General features: G+C 31.6%; 18 protein-coding genes and 2 pseudogenes. 8 read left to right on the top strand and 12 right to left on the bottom strand.

Annotated elements, in window-relative coordinates:
* The 9 genes from IGL28_RS14040 to IGL28_RS14000 all read right to left on the bottom strand — a co-directional run.
* Window positions 1–497, bottom strand: a 497-nt coding sequence (locus tag IGL28_RS14040; protein WP_438843981.1) for an EpaQ family protein, incomplete at its 3' end; no start/stop codon positions are given.
* A 5-nt stretch (window positions 498–502) separates the two neighbouring features.
* Window positions 503–1,192 carry a sortase domain-containing protein gene (locus IGL28_RS14035; protein WP_081129165.1) on the bottom strand — a complete coding sequence of 230 codons (690 nt, stop codon included), beginning with the start codon at window positions 1,190–1,192 and terminating at the stop codon, window positions 503–505.
* Between the two features lie 126 nt (window positions 1,193–1,318).
* A complete protein-coding gene (locus IGL28_RS14030; RefSeq protein WP_081125727.1) occupies window positions 1,319–1,558 on the bottom strand; it encodes a hypothetical protein in 240 nt (79 codons plus the stop codon).
* Window positions 1,559–1,624: 66 nt separating this feature from the next.
* Window positions 1,625–1,864 carry a hypothetical protein gene (locus IGL28_RS14025; RefSeq protein ID WP_002299885.1) on the bottom strand — a complete coding sequence of 80 codons (240 nt, stop codon included), beginning with the start codon at window positions 1,862–1,864 and terminating at the stop codon, window positions 1,625–1,627.
* Window positions 1,865–1,977: 113 nt separating this feature from the next.
* Complete coding sequence (locus tag IGL28_RS14020) at window positions 1,978–2,325, bottom strand: DUF5406 family protein (protein WP_128427487.1); 348 nt, start codon at window positions 2,323–2,325, stop codon at window positions 1,978–1,980.
* 611 nt (window positions 2,326–2,936) lie between these two features.
* Window positions 2,937–3,269, bottom strand: coding sequence for a type IV conjugative transfer system protein TraE (gene traE / locus IGL28_RS14015; protein WP_128427488.1), 333 nt, complete (start codon window positions 3,267–3,269; stop codon window positions 2,937–2,939).
* Between the two features lie 951 nt (window positions 3,270–4,220).
* The gene (locus tag IGL28_RS14010; protein WP_128427489.1) at window positions 4,221–4,520 is read right to left on the bottom strand and encodes a type III secretion system protein PrgN; all 300 of its coding nucleotides are present in this window, start codon (window positions 4,518–4,520) and stop codon (window positions 4,221–4,223) included.
* Between the two features lie 134 nt (window positions 4,521–4,654).
* Complete coding sequence (locus IGL28_RS14005) at window positions 4,655–6,148, bottom strand: primase C-terminal domain-containing protein (protein WP_128427491.1); 1,494 nt, start codon at window positions 6,146–6,148, stop codon at window positions 4,655–4,657.
* 1,463 nt (window positions 6,149–7,611) lie between these two features.
* Complete coding sequence (locus IGL28_RS14000) at window positions 7,612–7,683, bottom strand: type I toxin-antitoxin system Fst family toxin (RefSeq protein WP_368022546.1); 72 nt, start codon at window positions 7,681–7,683, stop codon at window positions 7,612–7,614.
* 369 nt (window positions 7,684–8,052) lie between these two features.
* Between IGL28_RS14000 and IGL28_RS13995 the strand changes: the two genes are divergently transcribed.
* The 4 genes from IGL28_RS13995 to IGL28_RS13980 all read left to right on the top strand — a co-directional run bounded on the left by IGL28_RS13995 (window position 8,053) and on the right by IGL28_RS13980 (window position 11,764).
* Entirely contained in the window at window positions 8,053–8,970 is a 918-nt protein-coding gene (locus IGL28_RS13995) for a ParA family protein (RefSeq protein ID WP_081129166.1), read from the top strand.
* Between the two features lie 12 nt (window positions 8,971–8,982).
* Entirely contained in the window at window positions 8,983–9,576 is a 594-nt protein-coding gene (locus IGL28_RS13990; RefSeq protein WP_128427787.1) for a hypothetical protein, read from the top strand.
* A gap of 1,026 nt (window positions 9,577–10,602) precedes the next feature.
* Entirely contained in the window at window positions 10,603–11,157 is a 555-nt protein-coding gene (locus IGL28_RS13985; RefSeq protein ID WP_081129169.1) for a tyrosine-type recombinase/integrase, read from the top strand.
* A gap of 64 nt (window positions 11,158–11,221) precedes the next feature.
* Complete coding sequence (locus IGL28_RS13980) at window positions 11,222–11,764, top strand: hypothetical protein (RefSeq protein WP_081129171.1); 543 nt, start codon at window positions 11,222–11,224, stop codon at window positions 11,762–11,764.
* Window positions 11,765–12,154: 390 nt separating this feature from the next.
* Here the strand turns inward: IGL28_RS13980 and xerS are convergent, their stop codons facing one another.
* Window positions 12,155–13,240, bottom strand: coding sequence for a tyrosine recombinase XerS (xerS, locus tag IGL28_RS13975; protein WP_081129172.1), 1,086 nt, complete (start codon window positions 13,238–13,240; stop codon window positions 12,155–12,157).
* 130 nt (window positions 13,241–13,370) lie between these two features.
* Between xerS and IGL28_RS13970 the strand changes: the two genes are divergently transcribed.
* Both IGL28_RS13970 and IGL28_RS13965 read left to right on the top strand, forming a co-directional pair.
* Window positions 13,371–13,730, top strand: coding sequence for a type II toxin-antitoxin system RelE/ParE family toxin (locus IGL28_RS13970; protein WP_081129174.1), 360 nt, complete (start codon window positions 13,371–13,373; stop codon window positions 13,728–13,730).
* Window positions 13,717–13,983: a helix-turn-helix domain-containing protein gene (locus IGL28_RS13965; protein ID WP_010738094.1), complete on the top strand. Its 267-nt coding sequence runs from the start codon at window positions 13,717–13,719 to the stop codon at window positions 13,981–13,983. The genes IGL28_RS13970 and IGL28_RS13965 overlap by 14 nt, the downstream gene beginning before the upstream one ends.
* A 1,148-nt stretch (window positions 13,984–15,131) precedes the next feature.
* Here the strand turns inward: IGL28_RS13965 and IGL28_RS13960 are convergent.
* Together IGL28_RS13960 and IGL28_RS13955 are read right to left on the bottom strand one after the other, a co-directional pair.
* Window positions 15,132–15,764 (bottom strand): HAD family hydrolase, encoded by a 633-nt coding sequence (locus IGL28_RS13960; RefSeq protein ID WP_081129176.1) that lies wholly within the window; start codon window positions 15,762–15,764, stop codon window positions 15,132–15,134.
* A pseudogene (locus IGL28_RS13955) lies at window positions 15,757–16,191 on the bottom strand (DeoR/GlpR family DNA-binding transcription regulator); the annotation flags it as partial. The pseudogene IGL28_RS13955 and the gene IGL28_RS13960, both read right to left, overlap by 8 nt.
* Between IGL28_RS13955 and IGL28_RS13950 the strand changes: the two are divergent.
* Window positions 16,151–16,561: a Mu transposase C-terminal domain-containing protein gene (locus IGL28_RS13950; RefSeq protein ID WP_081129177.1), complete on the top strand. Its 411-nt coding sequence runs from the start codon at window positions 16,151–16,153 to the stop codon at window positions 16,559–16,561. The pseudogene IGL28_RS13955 and the gene IGL28_RS13950 sit on opposite strands and share 41 nt — an antisense overlap.
* Window positions 16,554–17,357, top strand: a pseudogene (locus IGL28_RS13945) (AAA family ATPase). Before IGL28_RS13950 ends, IGL28_RS13945 begins: the two are co-directional and overlap by 8 nt.
* The last annotated feature ends 28 nt before the right edge of the window (window positions 17,358–17,385 follow it).

Here is a 17,385-nt window from a genome sequence, read left to right as displayed (position 1 = left end):
TTTGTATTGATCCAAATATCTGATAATTTGTTCGAGGGATTCCAAATACTTTGTCCTTCTGGTACTGGTATCTCAGTAAATACTCGATAAACCGTTACGAGTAAAAAGACATAGAATACTACAAGATACAAGCTACGATCAATTACAGTAAATTCCGTCCATTTTACAATCAAAATAATAGCAATAATTGTCGGAACGATCAGATCACCATAGAAAGTATCTCCTCGGTAGCTTCTAAAAAAAGAAAAGAAAAGGTAAAAAAGAATGCCTGCTGCAATGAAGAATAGATCGTTTCTCTTTACCTTGTACAGATTCAAAAGAAACAAACAGCCTACGAAAAACGTCACTAACTGTGCAGCATTATCATAAATAAATAATATCGTAGGAGGATTTAACCCCACCGTCCATATTAAATATAGAATGGATACCAACAGTAACAGAAAAATGGCACTCATTTTATTGATCAATTTTTCTACAAGTTCTTGAATGTGACTCACTTCCCTTATTTATTGATTTTTTCTACATTGACTAATTCACACTGGATCACATCGCACTTTTTCATATTATTTGCTTGAAAGGCTAACAGTGTGAGTAGTGGTTTTTTACCTGCTTTTGGCAAGGATAAAAAGGAATTGTTTTCCTTAGATTGAACTACCTGGCTGTAATCAGAAATTTTTCCTCTTTTGGAGACTTCATACTGATACTTGTAATGAGCATCGATTAGATCAATTTCTTCTCCTTCAGATAAATCAGTCATATCGGATAATAAAACACTTGGTGTATCTACGTTATAACCAGCAAGAATATAATTTCCATTTCCCATTTCAGTATCTGGATAATAAGTAGAAGCTACTCCTAAACTAAGCGTGTCGCTATTCGCTCCTTGAAAAACAGGGAGAATAAATCCTGTAGAAGAAAAAACAAATTTTCCAGCAATTTCACCTTTGAGATCCTTTTCTAATGCCTGTTTTTGATTAGTAATCAGTTGTCTCTTAGAAATATCCGTTAAACTGGTCAAATTATCTTGATAGGTTTTAGCCTGTTCCTGAATATGGATTGTTTTTGTTACACTATCTACTCTTTCAGCGATTTTATCCTTTTGATAACCTTGATAAACAAAATAACTAAAAAGTAGAAAAACAATGATTACGCCCACGTAAGGATTAAATAAAGTTTTATTGTTTTTATTCATCTATCTACCTTCTATATTTAAATTAATTTACCTACATCTAACCAAGATAAACCACGTTAAATTTTACTATTCTTTTTATTCAATAACAATGCCACATCATAATCGATCATTTTCATATCATAATCGTCAAGAAACTTCTAATAATAGTTGGCAATTGGAACTTGTTTTTACATAAGTTCGCCTCAACTGTTCAAAATTTTTCATTGACCCCAACAAGCAGGCTTTTTCCTTTCCTGTTATCTGCATGTCATTGATATATTGCATGACAGATAATCTTTTAAGATGTTTTTGTTTCATCGTTTTTAGCAACTTTTCTTCCATTTCTTTCGACACTTTTTTTCTGTTTTTGATTTCTTCATAATTCATGAGTTTTCCTATCTTCCTTGTTTTTTGCAAAAATAAAAAAGCCTATGATCACATACGCTCTACACTTCAGTCTTGGGTTATCTTTTTCTTTCGTTTAATTACTGGCCGTGCTGGTTTCAAATCCTTGATTCCATTATGGGTTCTCCAATAATCGAATTCTTTTCGTAATCTTTCTTTTTCCATATCTGTTCCTTTAGACAGGGATTTGAATACATCTTTAGGTGAATAACCACGAGCTAACAGCTGTACATACCTTCCTTTTGTCAAAGTATCCATATCCATCGCCTCTAAAACTGGTCGCGCCATCTAATTTTCCTCCTAAATAAATTCCTTACTCAATGCCTAAGGTAATATTACCTTTTTATTATTCGTCGTGACTCCTTCTAAGCCTTTATCTGTAAAATTTATTCCTCCAGTTTTTATTCTTCTTTATCCGCTACAAATTCAATGATTTCAACGCTGACAATATAATCACTCAAATATAACCAAGTATCTTCAACAGATAATTCGTCTCCATTATCATTCGTAAGCGTCATTTTAAACCATTCATTACCTTCATCATCTTCAGGTAGCAAGCCGAATCCAATTGGATTATCAGTCAATTTTTGATCGTATAAATCATCCTCGTCTAATGCTATAACATCTAATCCTTTACAATTTCCGCCTCTTCTAAACGTCACAAAACCTTTGTAATCCCAACGTTGGAAAGAAACCTTAATAGTATGTGTGCCCAATCGTATATTCGGATCATAATTTTCATTTGTCATTCCTCCATTACGTAAATTTCATTTTCTCTATGTTTTATATCAATTTTTTCACTTTATTCAGGACTCGTTCATATTTTATCGTTTTTCGTTTACTTAAAAATACATAAAAAATATCGACTCGTTTATGGCGTCCGAAACGAGAAACCCTAGTAGAAATCGGTAAATGCTCGATTGATCCAATGACCAACGTCCTCGCAAGTATCTACATGTACTGCAGCACACGACACAATTTCTTGTGCGTCCTCCCCATTACGAGAAGACCTACTCCTTATTCCATGAGTTTGCGTCAAAGCCTAGATCCCTTAGTAGCTGCTCATGATTAATCTAGGCGCTATTCTAACTTGTCTAACTTCTAAATTCCCTCTTGTTTACTCTGTGCATATTATTTACACAAATTCATTTCACCACTATCCAAACAAGGGCATTTACTCGATTGACCAATTTTTTACGTTACCAATCGTAAAAACCTACCCCGTCACTCCCCGAAAGGAATTGTTGATAGATCAAGTCTACTCCTTATTTTTCTAGTGATTCTAAGTTCCTCTAGAAGTCTCGACAATATTTTCAAGCAAGCGAAAAACGATAAAATACAAGTTATGAGAATGATCAATTCAGCTGATTAAACGCCCCATCCCTTTTGCGGTACAACGCAAGACTCCATTTTTTCTTCGACCAATCAGTACACCGTTTTGGTCATAAACATGTTTGATTTCTGGATATAGCTCTTTTAAAGGGATAGGATCTTTTAAAATTATTTGCTTTTGTTTACCAACGTAATAAATCATTTCCTCTGAGACTTTGTCTTTTTGGATTATATATTTCTTACACTGCACAACGGTTTTATTTTGGCCAGTTGATAGTTTCTTCGTGATTTTCTCTGTAGCAGTACACCGTTTACCGTAGTGACAAATATCTTCGAGACTCAAAATTCCTGTATATGACATAAAATAATCCACCCACTTACTTTAAATATTTTTAACAAGTTTTTCTTGTTATTTGTCAAAAATAGAGAATTGATTTTCGTTCATGACAAACAAAAAAGAAGGAACGCATCCAAACATGCGTTCCCTCTAATTTCAGCGTTCGTCATACGGCAAAGAACCACACAGACATTTTTATAACATTATACCTTGACATAATCCATCATAATATCACGTATTTTTAACCTTAATAAAGCCAAAAAAGTGGTATCACTTTTGAATATCTGTTATACTAAAGTCCGTTGCGGGTAGTACCGTAACACTGAAAGGTAAACGCATTAAGGGGCAAGTCTTAATGCCACCTGTGGACGTCGACGAAGGTTACCAGCCTTCCGAGTCTCACAGGTCCTTTCTTTTTTTTGTATTTTCAATTGTCCCAATTGATCGTCCAAAAGTGCAGAACGAAAATCAATTCATCACAAGCATAGCAGACAATTAAATTTAAAACAACTAAAATTATACAAAAAAATGTAAATGAATATTAGCAGCACTGCCTGAAAAGAAGTAATATCAGGCTTTTCAGCTTGCGTAAATAATTTAATTACCTCTCTTCATGAATTATTATAACTCAAAAAAACTCATATGCAAACACTAGTTCCCTATTTTTTTTTAAGCCAAAAACAATCAGTCAACCTTACGTTTATGACTTTAAAACCTACGTTTGTGATTTTTATCATAAACTTTTAATCTTAAAATTCCGAAACAACAACTATTACTTTGTAATATTTGTAATCAAATTAGAATTATAAAAAAATTCTAATTTGATATTGACCGTCTTTTTTAGGAACATGAGCATTTTATATAAACTACTCTAGCCATTTTTCCGTTCGAACTGTTAGTAAGTCTTCAAACGCTGCTTTTGATTTTTTCTTAAACTTAGCAGGAATACCTTCCTCAACATTAAGTAAATAAAAACTATTTCTGAATATACTTTTTCCTTTTCTTTGGTTTATTAGCCTTTTTAAACTCAACATATTCTTGCTCTAACACACACAAGCAATCATATACCTGATCCATAGTCTCCCCACAAGCTAATGACAACGCATGAAGAAACTCAATCGGCAAAGTAGCAACTGTTTTTTCCCTAGTAACCCAAGAAGACAACGTCCCCTGCTTAAAACCATAAAGTTCACAAAACAATTCTACAGATAATCCCAAACGACCAATGATAAACACATTAACTGGATGTGAATAGACATAATTTTTTATCAACATAGTAAGTCCTCCAAGCCACACAAAACTGCATACGCAGTGATAAGTATACCACCTACACGTAGCTAGGCAAAGGCAGCAACACCCACAAAAGTATCATAGATATATTGTATAAGGCAATTTGCACCTTTTATTTTTTAACCCGTATCTACTTCAAAAAGAGGCACTTCTTTAAGAGGAGTTAAGGGCTCTGATAATTGGCTAAATGTCTCTTCTACTAAGCTCCCATTTAGTCCGAACACCTCTGTGATCCTTGTCGAATAAGCTAATCTCATTTCTTTACTTAGTTGAATAACCCTCGTGAACAACGTTTTGACTGCAGCAATGATCATTCCGCCATTTCTTCCTCGCGTTACTTTGTAGAAGACTTTATTTTCCTCTCGTAACTCGTTTAAGATTTTATCAAGTGTTCGCTTAGGCATGTTTAGTTCTGAAGCCAACTCTTTTTTTGACAGACTCAAATAAGGCTCACTAGCAAGAATTTTTTCGCTTAGATAAGCCAATAAATCTTCTTTCCATTCATTTTTATGACTATATTTTCTTTGATCTCGTGGTTTTTTAAATTTCCACCAGCCACGCCGTTGAATGAACAGGTCATTATTTTTTAGGGTTGGTGAAACCCATTGCTGACACAATTCAATAATGAATTCTCTACTTGCTGCCTGATAGTTACCAGAATAAGCACTGCGTACAATTTTTACTAATTCTGCTTCAGGTAGCGGTTCTTGTAACCGTTCATTGAATGCGAACATATTGTATTCGCAGGTATCCAGTGCATAGCCTGAAGAGTAATAAGCTAAAGAGAGTGTGAAAATCACGTTATTTCGACCAAGACGTCCTTCTCCGCCGATAATGTTTGCTTTATGAAGTAACATATCGAACCACGGTTCATCTACTTGACGAATTTCTTTTTTCTCAGGAAAGACAATTAGTTTTCGTTCTCGATCTTCTTTTGTTTTTTGATCTGATTCAAGCTTCATCGACCATTGAATCCAATCAGCAAAAGAATACTGATAGTTCATTTCTTGAAAAACAACATTATTTTCTTGTGGGAATCGAGCAATTCCGAAATGGTTACATCCTAGATCCACTCCAGATAATTTTTCAGCCAACTGTAGACGAATCGTTTTGGAGATTTTTTTTGCTACATCAATTACCTTGAAATTGCTTTTCTTTGTAACATAACCTGGTGTCTTTAATACAAAATAGATTTGATAACCATGTTCAGATTCTAAAATTAGCGTTGGCATGTAACCCACTTGATCTAGGCAGGCTAAAATAATTTCGCCTTGATGATTCTCTTTTGAATCGATATCAACTAGAAATGTGTTGATTTGGCTTAAGTTTTTCTCAGAATGGCCTTTAACCACTGTTCGATACTCATCCGCATATGTCCCATAACGATACACATTAGGTGTCCAATGCGTTAGCTTTTGTTCGTTTTCAAAAATCGCTTCTTCAGACGTAATTACCATACCACGTCCACCATTCATTAATTGTTTACTACGGTACGCAAAGATAGCACCATTTCTGCTAGAATCAATATAATCTACAGGTTTCATGGTGCTGTTTCGATATTTGTATGTACGTAAGCCATTTTTAAGAATAGCTGAATAAATTTCGCTCAACATCGATTGTAACGTCCTTTCCCAAACAAAAAGAGAACACAATTTAGCTTTAATCTCAGCCATAATATGTGTTCTCTCCTCAGTGTTTAAGAATATTTAATTTAAATACACTAAATAAACGTTCTTCTGTTGAGTTGCTCGTCATTTTTTGATAGAATAAAGACAATCGGAAAAGGTATTCCGATCAACTTTTAATATAAGTAGTCGGTAGCTACTTACATATTCTTGAGACGAGCGTGAACACATGTCTTATCCATGTGATTCAGAAATAATTGATTCTGGTAAAATCAACTATTTCCGTCTCTTTTTTTGTTTTTTATAATTGTTCTTATCTATAACGATAGCACTTGTTATAATGCTTTGTAAATAGTTTTTTGAGTGCCTTTGTTTTTTTAAGTATCTAATAAATTCGTTTCATCTAAATAGCTCAAGATATTCTTTTATATTTTTTCAAAAAGCTTCTTCTTGACCTATAGCAAGTTATTCTTCTTAACCACATATCACTTTTCTTTTTATATTTATATTAAGAATAGAGGAAGATAACATTATGTACAAGTATTTTTCTTCTTAAAAAAAAATAGTTACTACCTTAATTAATTCTATTTATATATTAGTTACTACCTTAATATACATTAATGTACTACTCTTTCTAACATATTAAATTAATTATGTACTACCTTTGTATTGTAATATCTACTACCAAAATGTGTTCAAATAGCAATTACCTACTACTTTAAATATAGAATACCTACTACGTTAATTCTCCTATTAATTAACGTAGTAGGTATTTATTTTTTCACATATGTTTCACATATATTTTCTAAATAATACGGTTACATATATAATGTAGCTACTTGTTTTTTGTAGTTAATAAATAAAATACTATTTTTACAATTAAGTACTACCTTTAATAATAGTATAATATACTACCTTTATTACCTATTAAATACTACCTTTATTATAATTGCGTACTACTAATTTAATCTATTATATACTACTACAATTAAAATAATGTTTTATAATGTACTACCTTTAATAAACATTAATTACTACCTTTATTTAGTAAGGAACAAAATTAATTACTACCAAAAAATTTTTTGTAAATATTAGGTAGTATATAATAGATGTTTATGAAAAATTACACTAGTCGTTTATTACTTTGATACTATTATCACTTTAGAAGTAGAGTGTCAATTTTTATCTATTCATTCTTTGCAACGCGTGACCTCTGAAATATACTATTAATGTTTAAAAGGTCAGAAATATAAAATTAGGAGATTCATAAAACATACATCTAATTAAGATCTGTTTTTAATAGAATTTATGTTAGCTAATAAAATTAGCTAATTTTATTAGCATGTGGTATAATAAACGTACAAATGATATAAGCACAAGTTGCACGAAGACCCTAGAGAAGTGGGATTCTCTAGGGGCTTTTTTGTGAGCTGATGTCGCCTTTTGTGGTTTTACTTCTTGTTACGATTATTCAGCCAATAATCGTACGTTGCTACTAACAACCCTACAAGAAGGGGACAAATGATATTTTTAAGCGCAAGTTACACCTCCATTCAGTCGCAAAACTGTAGGATAGGCGACAAAATATTATGACATACTTGATATATATATATTTATCCTTTTAGGAAACATATGCTTTTTATTAATTCATTAAAGTATAACTGATCATTTGATTCCAAATACTAAAAAGGTAGTAGATAAACAAATTACTATTATTTATGACCTTTATTTATTAAATTATTACAGATTTATGTCTTGAAATAAGCTTTCTTTATATATTTTATAATTTAAAAATAATAAGGTAGTACGTATCATATTTTATAGATTTAATTAAAGTAGTATGTTATAATATTAAAAAAGGTAGTAGATAATAGATAAAGGAGTGATAGAGATTGTCCAAAAAATTTGTAATTGGTAACTTTAAAGGTGGCGTTGGAAAAAGCACTTGCGCCCAAATGTTAGGTTTTGAATCTGCCGTGGCAAAAAAACAAAAAACATTAATCATCGATTTGGATATGCAAGGGAATACATCAGATGTTATGAGTTTAACCCATATGAATTTTCCAGTTGAGGATGGTGGTGGAGATGGTGAACCGTTAGATTATCAATATACAATTACTGACGTTCTTGTTGGAACGCCTCCTCTAGAACTAGGATTGGAAGAAAATGGGAAAGTCAACTGGGATAAGGTAGTAGACAATGATACTCGCGTTGATCCAGAAAAAGCTGTATATAAAGTAGTAGATAATCTATATATATTACCAGCTGATATGAGTTTTGAACTTTACGATGATTGGATCAAAGACCAGTTTTCAGATTCTTCAGATAAACTTCTTTACATGGAAAAAAGATTGGCACCTTTATTAGAAAAATTTGACGTGATTTATCTGGACGTACCTCCTTCAATTTCTGTTTATAGTAAATCCGCAATGTATATAGCTGACTTCGCGATTGTTGTCTTGCAAACACAAGTAAAATCTATGCGAAATGCTATGCAATACTTAGAATACATGGACTTCTTTGTTGATGAATTTGACACAACTTTAAAGGTTGCTGGAGTCATTCCTTTTATGCTTGAGAGTGGAGATGCCGTAGATCAAGAAATGTATGCACAGGCTCAAAAAATTTACGGAGATCATCTATTAAAAAATGTAGTACTTAAAAATGCAAGATTAAAACGTTATGATGGATCAGGAATAACTATGGAGTTGACTAAAGCTGGTAAGCTAAAACAGTGGGATAGACGTTCTCATGAACTTTTTATCAATATATATGATGAACTTGTTGAACATGAAACTTGGTACGAGTAGGAGGGGGATCCAATGGCTGATATAAAAGATCTAGGTATCTTTAAGCCAAATAAAGGTTTAAATAAGATACGAGCTGGAAATGCTGCAAGAAAAGAATCAAAAAAAAATTCCGTTGATTCAACAACTGCTGGTGAAAGTGCCATTGTTGCTAGTAAAGAAACTATTGAAGCCCAAAAAGTCAACGTTACAGATTCTGTTCAATCACCAAAAAGATCAACCAAAAAAACAGTTTCTCCAAAAAAATCAAAAGGGGTAGGGGCCCCGATAAGAAAATTTGATCGTTCATTTTCTGCTCAAATGCCACTGAAACTATCACCACTACTGAATGCTACCTCTAGAGTAATGGTCGAAAAATATGAAACAAATCTTACTAGGGATGAGTTATTAAGAAAAGCACTTGATGAGTATATCAAGCAGCATTTGACACAAGAAGATAAACAAGATCTTTTTAATAATGTTATGCGTGATATTGAATTGTTTAGAGAAAAGAAACCTACAATTCCTGAAATAGACACAGATGGTACTATCATTCGCACAGTAGAAGAAATCGAACAAGAGACTGAAACATTCCTACATGATAGTTGGGGAATGAACTACAAACATTAATAATGTACTACCATGATCAATAATTGTGGTAGTATCTTATTTTTTTATATGCAAAAAGCTCTTTCCGCTGTATATCAAGGTTTTTAAACCTCTTTTAAAGTTCTATATAACGTACATAATGTACTACCTTAATTGTAGATTAGGGTAGTATATTATGTATGTTAACCTAATATTTAGAGCGTCCTATCGTTACATATGGTCTTTTATATGCCACATAATTTAATATTCTCTATCTCTTTAAATATTTAAAACTAACAACATTGCTATTAATATACATGGTAAAATTTATAGACATAGCTAAAATATCTATTTGATTTTCAATCAGAATAATTGAAATTATACCACGAACACTAATAAACTACTACTTTAATTCGTAATTATGGTAGTATCTTATTGATTAAAGTAGTACATTATCTCTTACCAATAATATTTAAAACATCGCCACCTTCCTGAGCTTTATGCTATTTGCCGTCCCAATCTTTTCACATACAGTATCTAGAATTGTATTCCAAACCAAAATAACATACTACCTTAATTGCGCATTAAGGTAGTATGTTATTTGTTTTTGTATTGGATCAATAAAAATATTTAAGTAACAGTAACATAATATATTACTATTAGAACGACCTAATAGATAATATAGAAACTGATTTATAAATAGGGAAGCATCACTATAAAACTTTTTTGCAATTACGACAAATCTACTTAAATGTTTACTCTATAATAAAAGTAGCAAATTTAACCATTAGAATGCTGACTAAAATCTCAATTTATCTACGTGCATTTTAAGGCCTTATTTGGGTAATTCCTCAAAAAAAATCTGAAACGCGCTCAGAATGCTCCTGAGAAAAAATACTTTTTTTGCTTATTATTTCCAGAATATTCTGAGTTACTGAAATGATATAAAATCATAAACTCATATCATTGATTTTATTGACTTTTAAATCTTAGTATCTATCAGTTTATGATTATGCTAATATATAACTAAAATAAAGAACTCAGAATATTTTTAAGAAGGTGAACAATTTGAACTATAATGTTCAACCGCTGCGAACGATGGAAGAGATTCAAGATTTTCAATTCTGGCTACGAAGAACAACTTACGCTGAACGTGATAGCTTTTTGTTTCTATTTGGGATAAATAATGGTTTGCGAATGTCTGATATTATAAAACTTAGGGTAGGGGACATTTGTGGAATAGATAAGCCTGTAATTGTCGAACAAAAAACAGGGAAGAGAAAGCCAATTTTTATAGATAATTTAAGAGAAGAAATTTCAATTTACACTGAAGGAAAAGAAAATCATGAATGGTTGTTTCCAAGCAGGCAGCAGGGAGGGCATATCACTAGAGATCGCGTGTATCAAATCTATGCTGATGTAGCCAAGAAGCTAGAAAGAACAGATATAGGGACACACACTTTACGAAAAACTTTCGGGTATCATTATTATAAGAGAACGAAAGACATTGCTACCTTAATGTTCATTTTCAATCACAGTTCTCAAGCAATTACAAAAAGATATATCGGAATTACCGAAGATGAGATAGGTGCTTCGTTGCGTGGATTTAAATTGGGAGGATAATTTAGATATTAGTTTTTTCGTGTATAATTAAATAACTATAATGAAAACTTAGAAGGTAAGATGAATGAAGATAACTGAATTTTTGGAAGTATTTAAAACTTTTAGTAACATTTATAATAGAATACCAGAGATAGAACAAAATATTGTAGTTGATAATGATTATTATGGAGGAATGGGCGGAGGTTCTATTATTCCAAAGACAAATTTAGTAGAGTTAGATGTAAATAATTACAGAGAATTATATGTTTTTAATACTTTGGATTTTGAAATACCTATGAAACAGATGAAAAACATTGACATACATATCCTACCAAATGAGTCGTGTCAAATAGATTATTCAATCGAATATTTTTACAAAGGTAAAAAAATAAAAAAGTGTGACAAATGTTTTGAATCAGCTGTGGTGAAAGTTCCTCAGTTTAAATTAAATCCTGCTAACTCGATACAATTTCAAAGATATGTATTTAATGTTTTAGCTAAAGACAATATAAGAAAATATAAAAAAGGTAATATAGTCCATATTGATAAACAAATATCTTCTAATTTAGAAGATATAAAAAAAGCCTTTGAAATTAAAACAATTGGCACTGTCCCTAACTTTAAATAACAAATAACTTACAGTCACAAGTTATAACGCTCATCTTATATTTAAAACATATACATTTTTTTCTATGGTTTCTGAATGCGAGTCTCATATCCAATAATCGAAAAATAAACTATTAACAATAAAAAAGTCTTCATTTATTGTTGAGGGAAATAAGAATACTTCTCCTTTTATTATGTTAGTATTGTGGACTGGTTTATTAATTGCATAGTATTTTAACAATCACAATTTTTTTCTTGATTTTTCAAGCTTTATTTAAGAGATTTTATATCAGTTATTCTGATTGGCAACTGGTAGTTTAGTAATATAAAAACGGTAGTAAAGCTTGTCTCTAAAGTTAGGTTTTTGTCTAATTTTAGAGGCAAGCTTCATTATTATACTTGTTTACTACATCTATAAAGCGTTCAAAGCATCAATCGTAGCTGCGTTGTCTATATGGGTATACAAAGTTGTTGTATTAGTACTAGAGTGTCCTAATTGTTGTGCCGTAAGTACTAAAGAATTGGTTTGTTGATAGAGTCTAGTGGCCAACGTATGACGTAGTTTGTGGGGACTGACTTGGACCCTGAAGCCTTTCGAATATTTTGCTACCATTCTTTCTATAGCAATCCCTGAGATTCGTTTTGCTTCTCCTTGATAGATTGTTAGGAAAAAGGCTTTTTCATCGTCTGAAGCTTTATACCGTTCTTTTCGAATGGCTAAATAATTTGCTATGTATTCCATAGCAAAAGCTGCTATATTCACAGCATCTCTTTTATTTCCTTTTCTAGTCACTACGACATTGTTCTTCTCTAAAGATAGATCTTCCAAATTAATATTTACAACTTCTGATAATCTCAATCCAGACCCTAAAATAAGAGCATTTATGGCAAGATCTCTTTCAATATCTCTTTGATAATAAACTAACGCTCTTTTACTCAAAGTGTTCTTATAATCCACTGCGATATAATCCAAATAGTTTTGCGTATCATCTTCTAAAAATAATTTTTTCTCTATAGCATTTGCACGTGCAGCTAAAGTTGTTTTATCTGCAATAGTAGATACTTGGTCCATAGGATTTTTTTCTAAATATGGCTTTCCTAAAGGATTATTCGAGCTCGTAGAAAGGTACTTAAACAAAACTTTTAGTGCCGTGATGTTTCGGTTAATAGTAGGGATCGATAAGCCCAAGTTATTATTGTCTTCAAGTTGAGATTTAGTGGATTCTTTTTTGACATTTTCTTTTGCGCGACGCTTCAAGTGGGACTTATATAGATTTAAATCATAGGCTGTTAATTGCTTTATTGATGCGATAGAAGTATCAGCAACAATAGCTTCGCCCAATAACCAATTATAAAAGAGTTTATAATTTTTCAAGTATTCTAGCGTTGTACGAGGAGATTGATCTTTATCCTCACGTTCCTGAACAAAATCTTTTATATAAGCTGGCATATGAAGCAATATTTCATCTATTTTTATATATATTTCCGTATTTTTCATTATATTCATCCTTTCAAAGAGTAGGGGAGAGAAGTAACTCTATAATCGGACTATACCAATTAGAAAGCTGCTTGTCAATTAATTTATACACAAAAATCGAAATAAATAAAATATATGATATAATAAGTGCATGGAGAAGATAGAATTCGAAACTTATAAACGACCAAATGGACATGATGAATTTTTAGAGTGGGTTACCGCTTTGCCTATTAAAGATCGTGCAAAATTATTAAGAACTATCAAAGAAACAGAAGTAAATGGCCTGTTAGTCGCACAACGTTTAAAATGGGTTAAAAAAATAGATACCAATTTATATGAATTGAGAAGTAAAGTTGGTTCAAATATTCAAAGAGGGTTATATTTTCATGTTGAAAATGGGCGATATGTAATCACACATGGTTTTACAAAAAAGTCAGAAAAAACGCCCAAAAAAGAAATAGATCATGCAAAGGAATTAAGAAAGGAATGGTTTGAAAATGAAGATAGATGATTTAATTAAAGATATGAAAAAAGATACCGCCTTTGCAGAAGCTTATCAGAGTGAAGGGGAGAAACTGCAAACTGCTATAGCACTATATAAAGCAAGAGAAGAGGCGGGACTAACACAAGTTGAACTAGCTGAACGTGCAGAGACCACTCAAGCAACTATCGCTCGAATTGAACGTGGGGATAACGTATCTTTTGAGAAGCTATCAGCAATTGCTCATGCTATGGGGAAAGAATTAAAAGTTGAATTTATCTAAATAAGATTGATCCTCCAAAAAAATCTTTTAGAGTTTTTTTATTTAATTATATAGAAAGATTGTTCTTTCTATATAATTAAATAATTGAAAATAAGTGAATGTAACTAGTTAAGTGTTTAAGAGAGTAAGAAGGGGAGAGCAATAACCAAAGAACACATAATTTAGCCTAAAAATCTAAGCAGATGTTGAGGGGTAATTTATTAACTTGTTTTGCTATAGCTATTTAAAAGAGTAGACTTGAAAATTGCACTTGTTTGTAAGTTTACAAATAAGTATTTGCCTGATTACAATTAACAGAATATATGCTATGATAAAATTATTAAAAACAGGTTCATATTACGACCGAAGGTCACTAGCGGTCGAGCCAGTGGCTTTCTTTTACGTTCTTTTCAGATCAACGGATAGGCTTACTGTCTTTTTTGACAATTCTGCAATCAAGCTATTTACAGATGTAGGGGCTGCTACTTCTGTCGCAATTGCAAAAAACAAACTTTATCTATTGTATTTAGTTGATTGTAATTATTAATAGATATGGTATAATTGTTTTAACGAAAAGATAATTCATTATACACCAAAAACCACTAGCTGGCAGGCTAGTGGTTTTCTTTTACGTTCTTTTCAGATTAACCGGTAGGCTTACTGTCTTTTTTGGCAATAATTTTGCAATCAAGCCATTTACAGATGTAATGCGCGATTACTTTTGCTACAATTGCAAAAAACATATCGAAAAGGTAATTCATTATACAACCTCCTCCCCTTGCCAGAATAGGCCGGGGTAGCAGACAGCATAAACATTATACCATAACTGAAAATTTCAATTTAGTATATTTCTCCACATATTGGTGGACCATTACAATTAAATACTCCATAGTTCTTATTGATCCAGATATAACTTATAAAAATCTAACTATATAGAAAACTATAATTTTCTATACACTTGCGTTTGAATAGTAAAATTATACTCTGCTAGCGCTTGAAATTTTCCTCATATAAAAAAACGCAGCTCCAAGTTTTAACCAATTTTATTTAAAAAACTCCTTTGAAGTGAAAAATTGATGTCACTTTTCTTTTTAAATGGCAAAAATTTCAATCTTTAAATGGCGAAAAACAAAGAGCGTGAGACCCTATCCTTATCTCACGCTCTTTGTCTATTTTTCTAACAAATCAAGTATTTCTTGAGGAGAATCAATAATTATATCTATACTTTGAAATTTTTCTATATTTTTGGCTCCCCATTTAGCTAAACCAAATGCTATCCCACAAGCTTTCGCACTTTGCATGTCATATAATGAATCACCAATATAAATCGTTTCTGCTTTTTTTATGCCCAATTCATCAATTGCCTTTTGTATGGGATCCGGAAAAGGTTTATGCAACTTAGTATCTGAAGCTGTAATTTGTATATCAAAATATAGATTTAAATTAAATCGATCAAACTCATTTTTCATTTCTTCTTTTGTTTTAGATGTGACAAGTCCTAATTGAATTCCTTTTACATGCAATGTCTGTAATGTTTCTTCTATATGCGGAAAAACTTGGGCATTGTCTGCTAATAAAAGTACGTTTTCACCCCATTTTGATAAGAGAGTTTCCTCTTCTTCTTCAGTATTTACAAACTTTTTAATAGCTTCTCTTCCAGGAATACCTAAAATATAATGTAATTCTTTAATCGGGATTTCCTTCTCTAATTCTTCACGCAATGTTTTTTGCAGAGAATATGTCATAACATATTCTGTATCAATAATCGTTCCATCAACATCAAATAATATCGTTTTAATCATAGCTATTCTCCTTTGTGTAGATGATTTTGCTCTTTCCTATTCTAACGACTAATTCTTCAGGAATTTTTTTATCAGTTATCAAATAATCAATTTCTTCAAACGAGTAGACAAGGTAATTGTGTGATAAATTAATTTTTGTATGATCACATAGTAATACGACTTTATTACTTTTCTCTCTAACTGCCTGTTTCATTGCGATATCTTCTTCATGGGCATAATAGATTCCCTGATTATTTATACCCGCACAACTTAAGAAAGAACTATCAAACCGATACTTAGTTAATTCCCAGATTGGGTATCCACCAGTAACTGAACGGCTTTCTCTATTTAAAGTTCCTCCAAGAATCGTAGTAGGTATTGAAGTGGTCTTTAAGAATTGATCGGCAATGTCAATCGAGTTTGTCACAGCTAAGTTTATATATTTATTGTTATTAGAAATTCCCAAAACTCGAAAAGTCCACTCTGATGGAATTCATTTCCAAGGATTACGATATACTAATCCTAATTTATCTGCGTTTGTTGGAGAACCTGTTTTAATCCGTTATACGCCAAATGATTTGGCAGAAATTAGAGTATTTTATAAGAATCGGTTTCTTTGTAATGCCATTTCTCCAGATATTTCAAATTATGAAATCAATATGGATGATTTAATTTTTGCTAGAAATAAACGAAAAAAATTATTAAAACAAAAGATACAAGTACCAAGTTCTGTAGAATTATTAATTGAAGAGAAAAAGTATGAAGAAATAACTAACCCACCTAAGAAATCAGCTTTAAAGAGGTACTATAATGAATAAAACCTTTATTGAAACAAAAGAATATAAACGATTTGCTGAATTTTGTGACGCATGTATTAAATATAAGTATATTGGAATTTGCTATGGTGCTCCTGGCGTAGGTAAAACATTATCTTCAAGGTATTACTGTAACTGGGATAATATAGAAAAGCAAATTGCCTATCATCGTGCTGATGATATTGGAAAAAATGCAACAGATGAAATATTAAGTGTAAATAAAGTTTTTTATACTGCACCAGCTGAAAAGATGTCTCGTGTCAGTTCTGATATTAACACAATAACTAGTAGAATAGGTCTGACTAAAGCAATGCATATGGTATTAAAATACAATCAAGAATATCCTTCTGTGCCTAAAACCTATGAAGCAATTGATTTAATTATTGTCGATGAAATTGATCGTTTAAAGCTTCAGCATTTAGAACAGCTAAGAGATATTTATGATAGAAATGATCTGGCAATGGTTCTTATCGGTATGCCTGGTATTGAAAAAAGGTTGTCTCGTTATCCGCAACTTTACTCTCGCATAGGATTTGCGCATGAATTTGATAACCTTAGTAAGGATGAAACACATCATATTTTGGAATACAAATGGTCAGACTTAGGAATTGATATTAAGTTAGAAGATTTTTCTGATTATGAGGCTATCACAACTATCATTAAAATTACAAAATGAAATTTTAGGCTTATTCATCGTTTATTTGCACAGATTGATCGTATTTTAAGAATCAATCAAATGGATAAGATTACTGTAGAAGTTGTCGAAGCAGCAAGAGATAGTTTAGTGGTAGGTATATAAAAAGCTACCAAAAAATTGGTAGCTTTTG

The organism is Enterococcus sp. AZ077 (genome assembly GCF_051714965.1).
Classification (GTDB): Bacteria; Bacillota; Bacilli; order Lactobacillales; family Enterococcaceae; genus Enterococcus_B; species Enterococcus_B hirae.
Note: the sequence above shows the minus strand (reverse complement) of the source record. Positions and strands in the feature narration are given on the sequence as shown.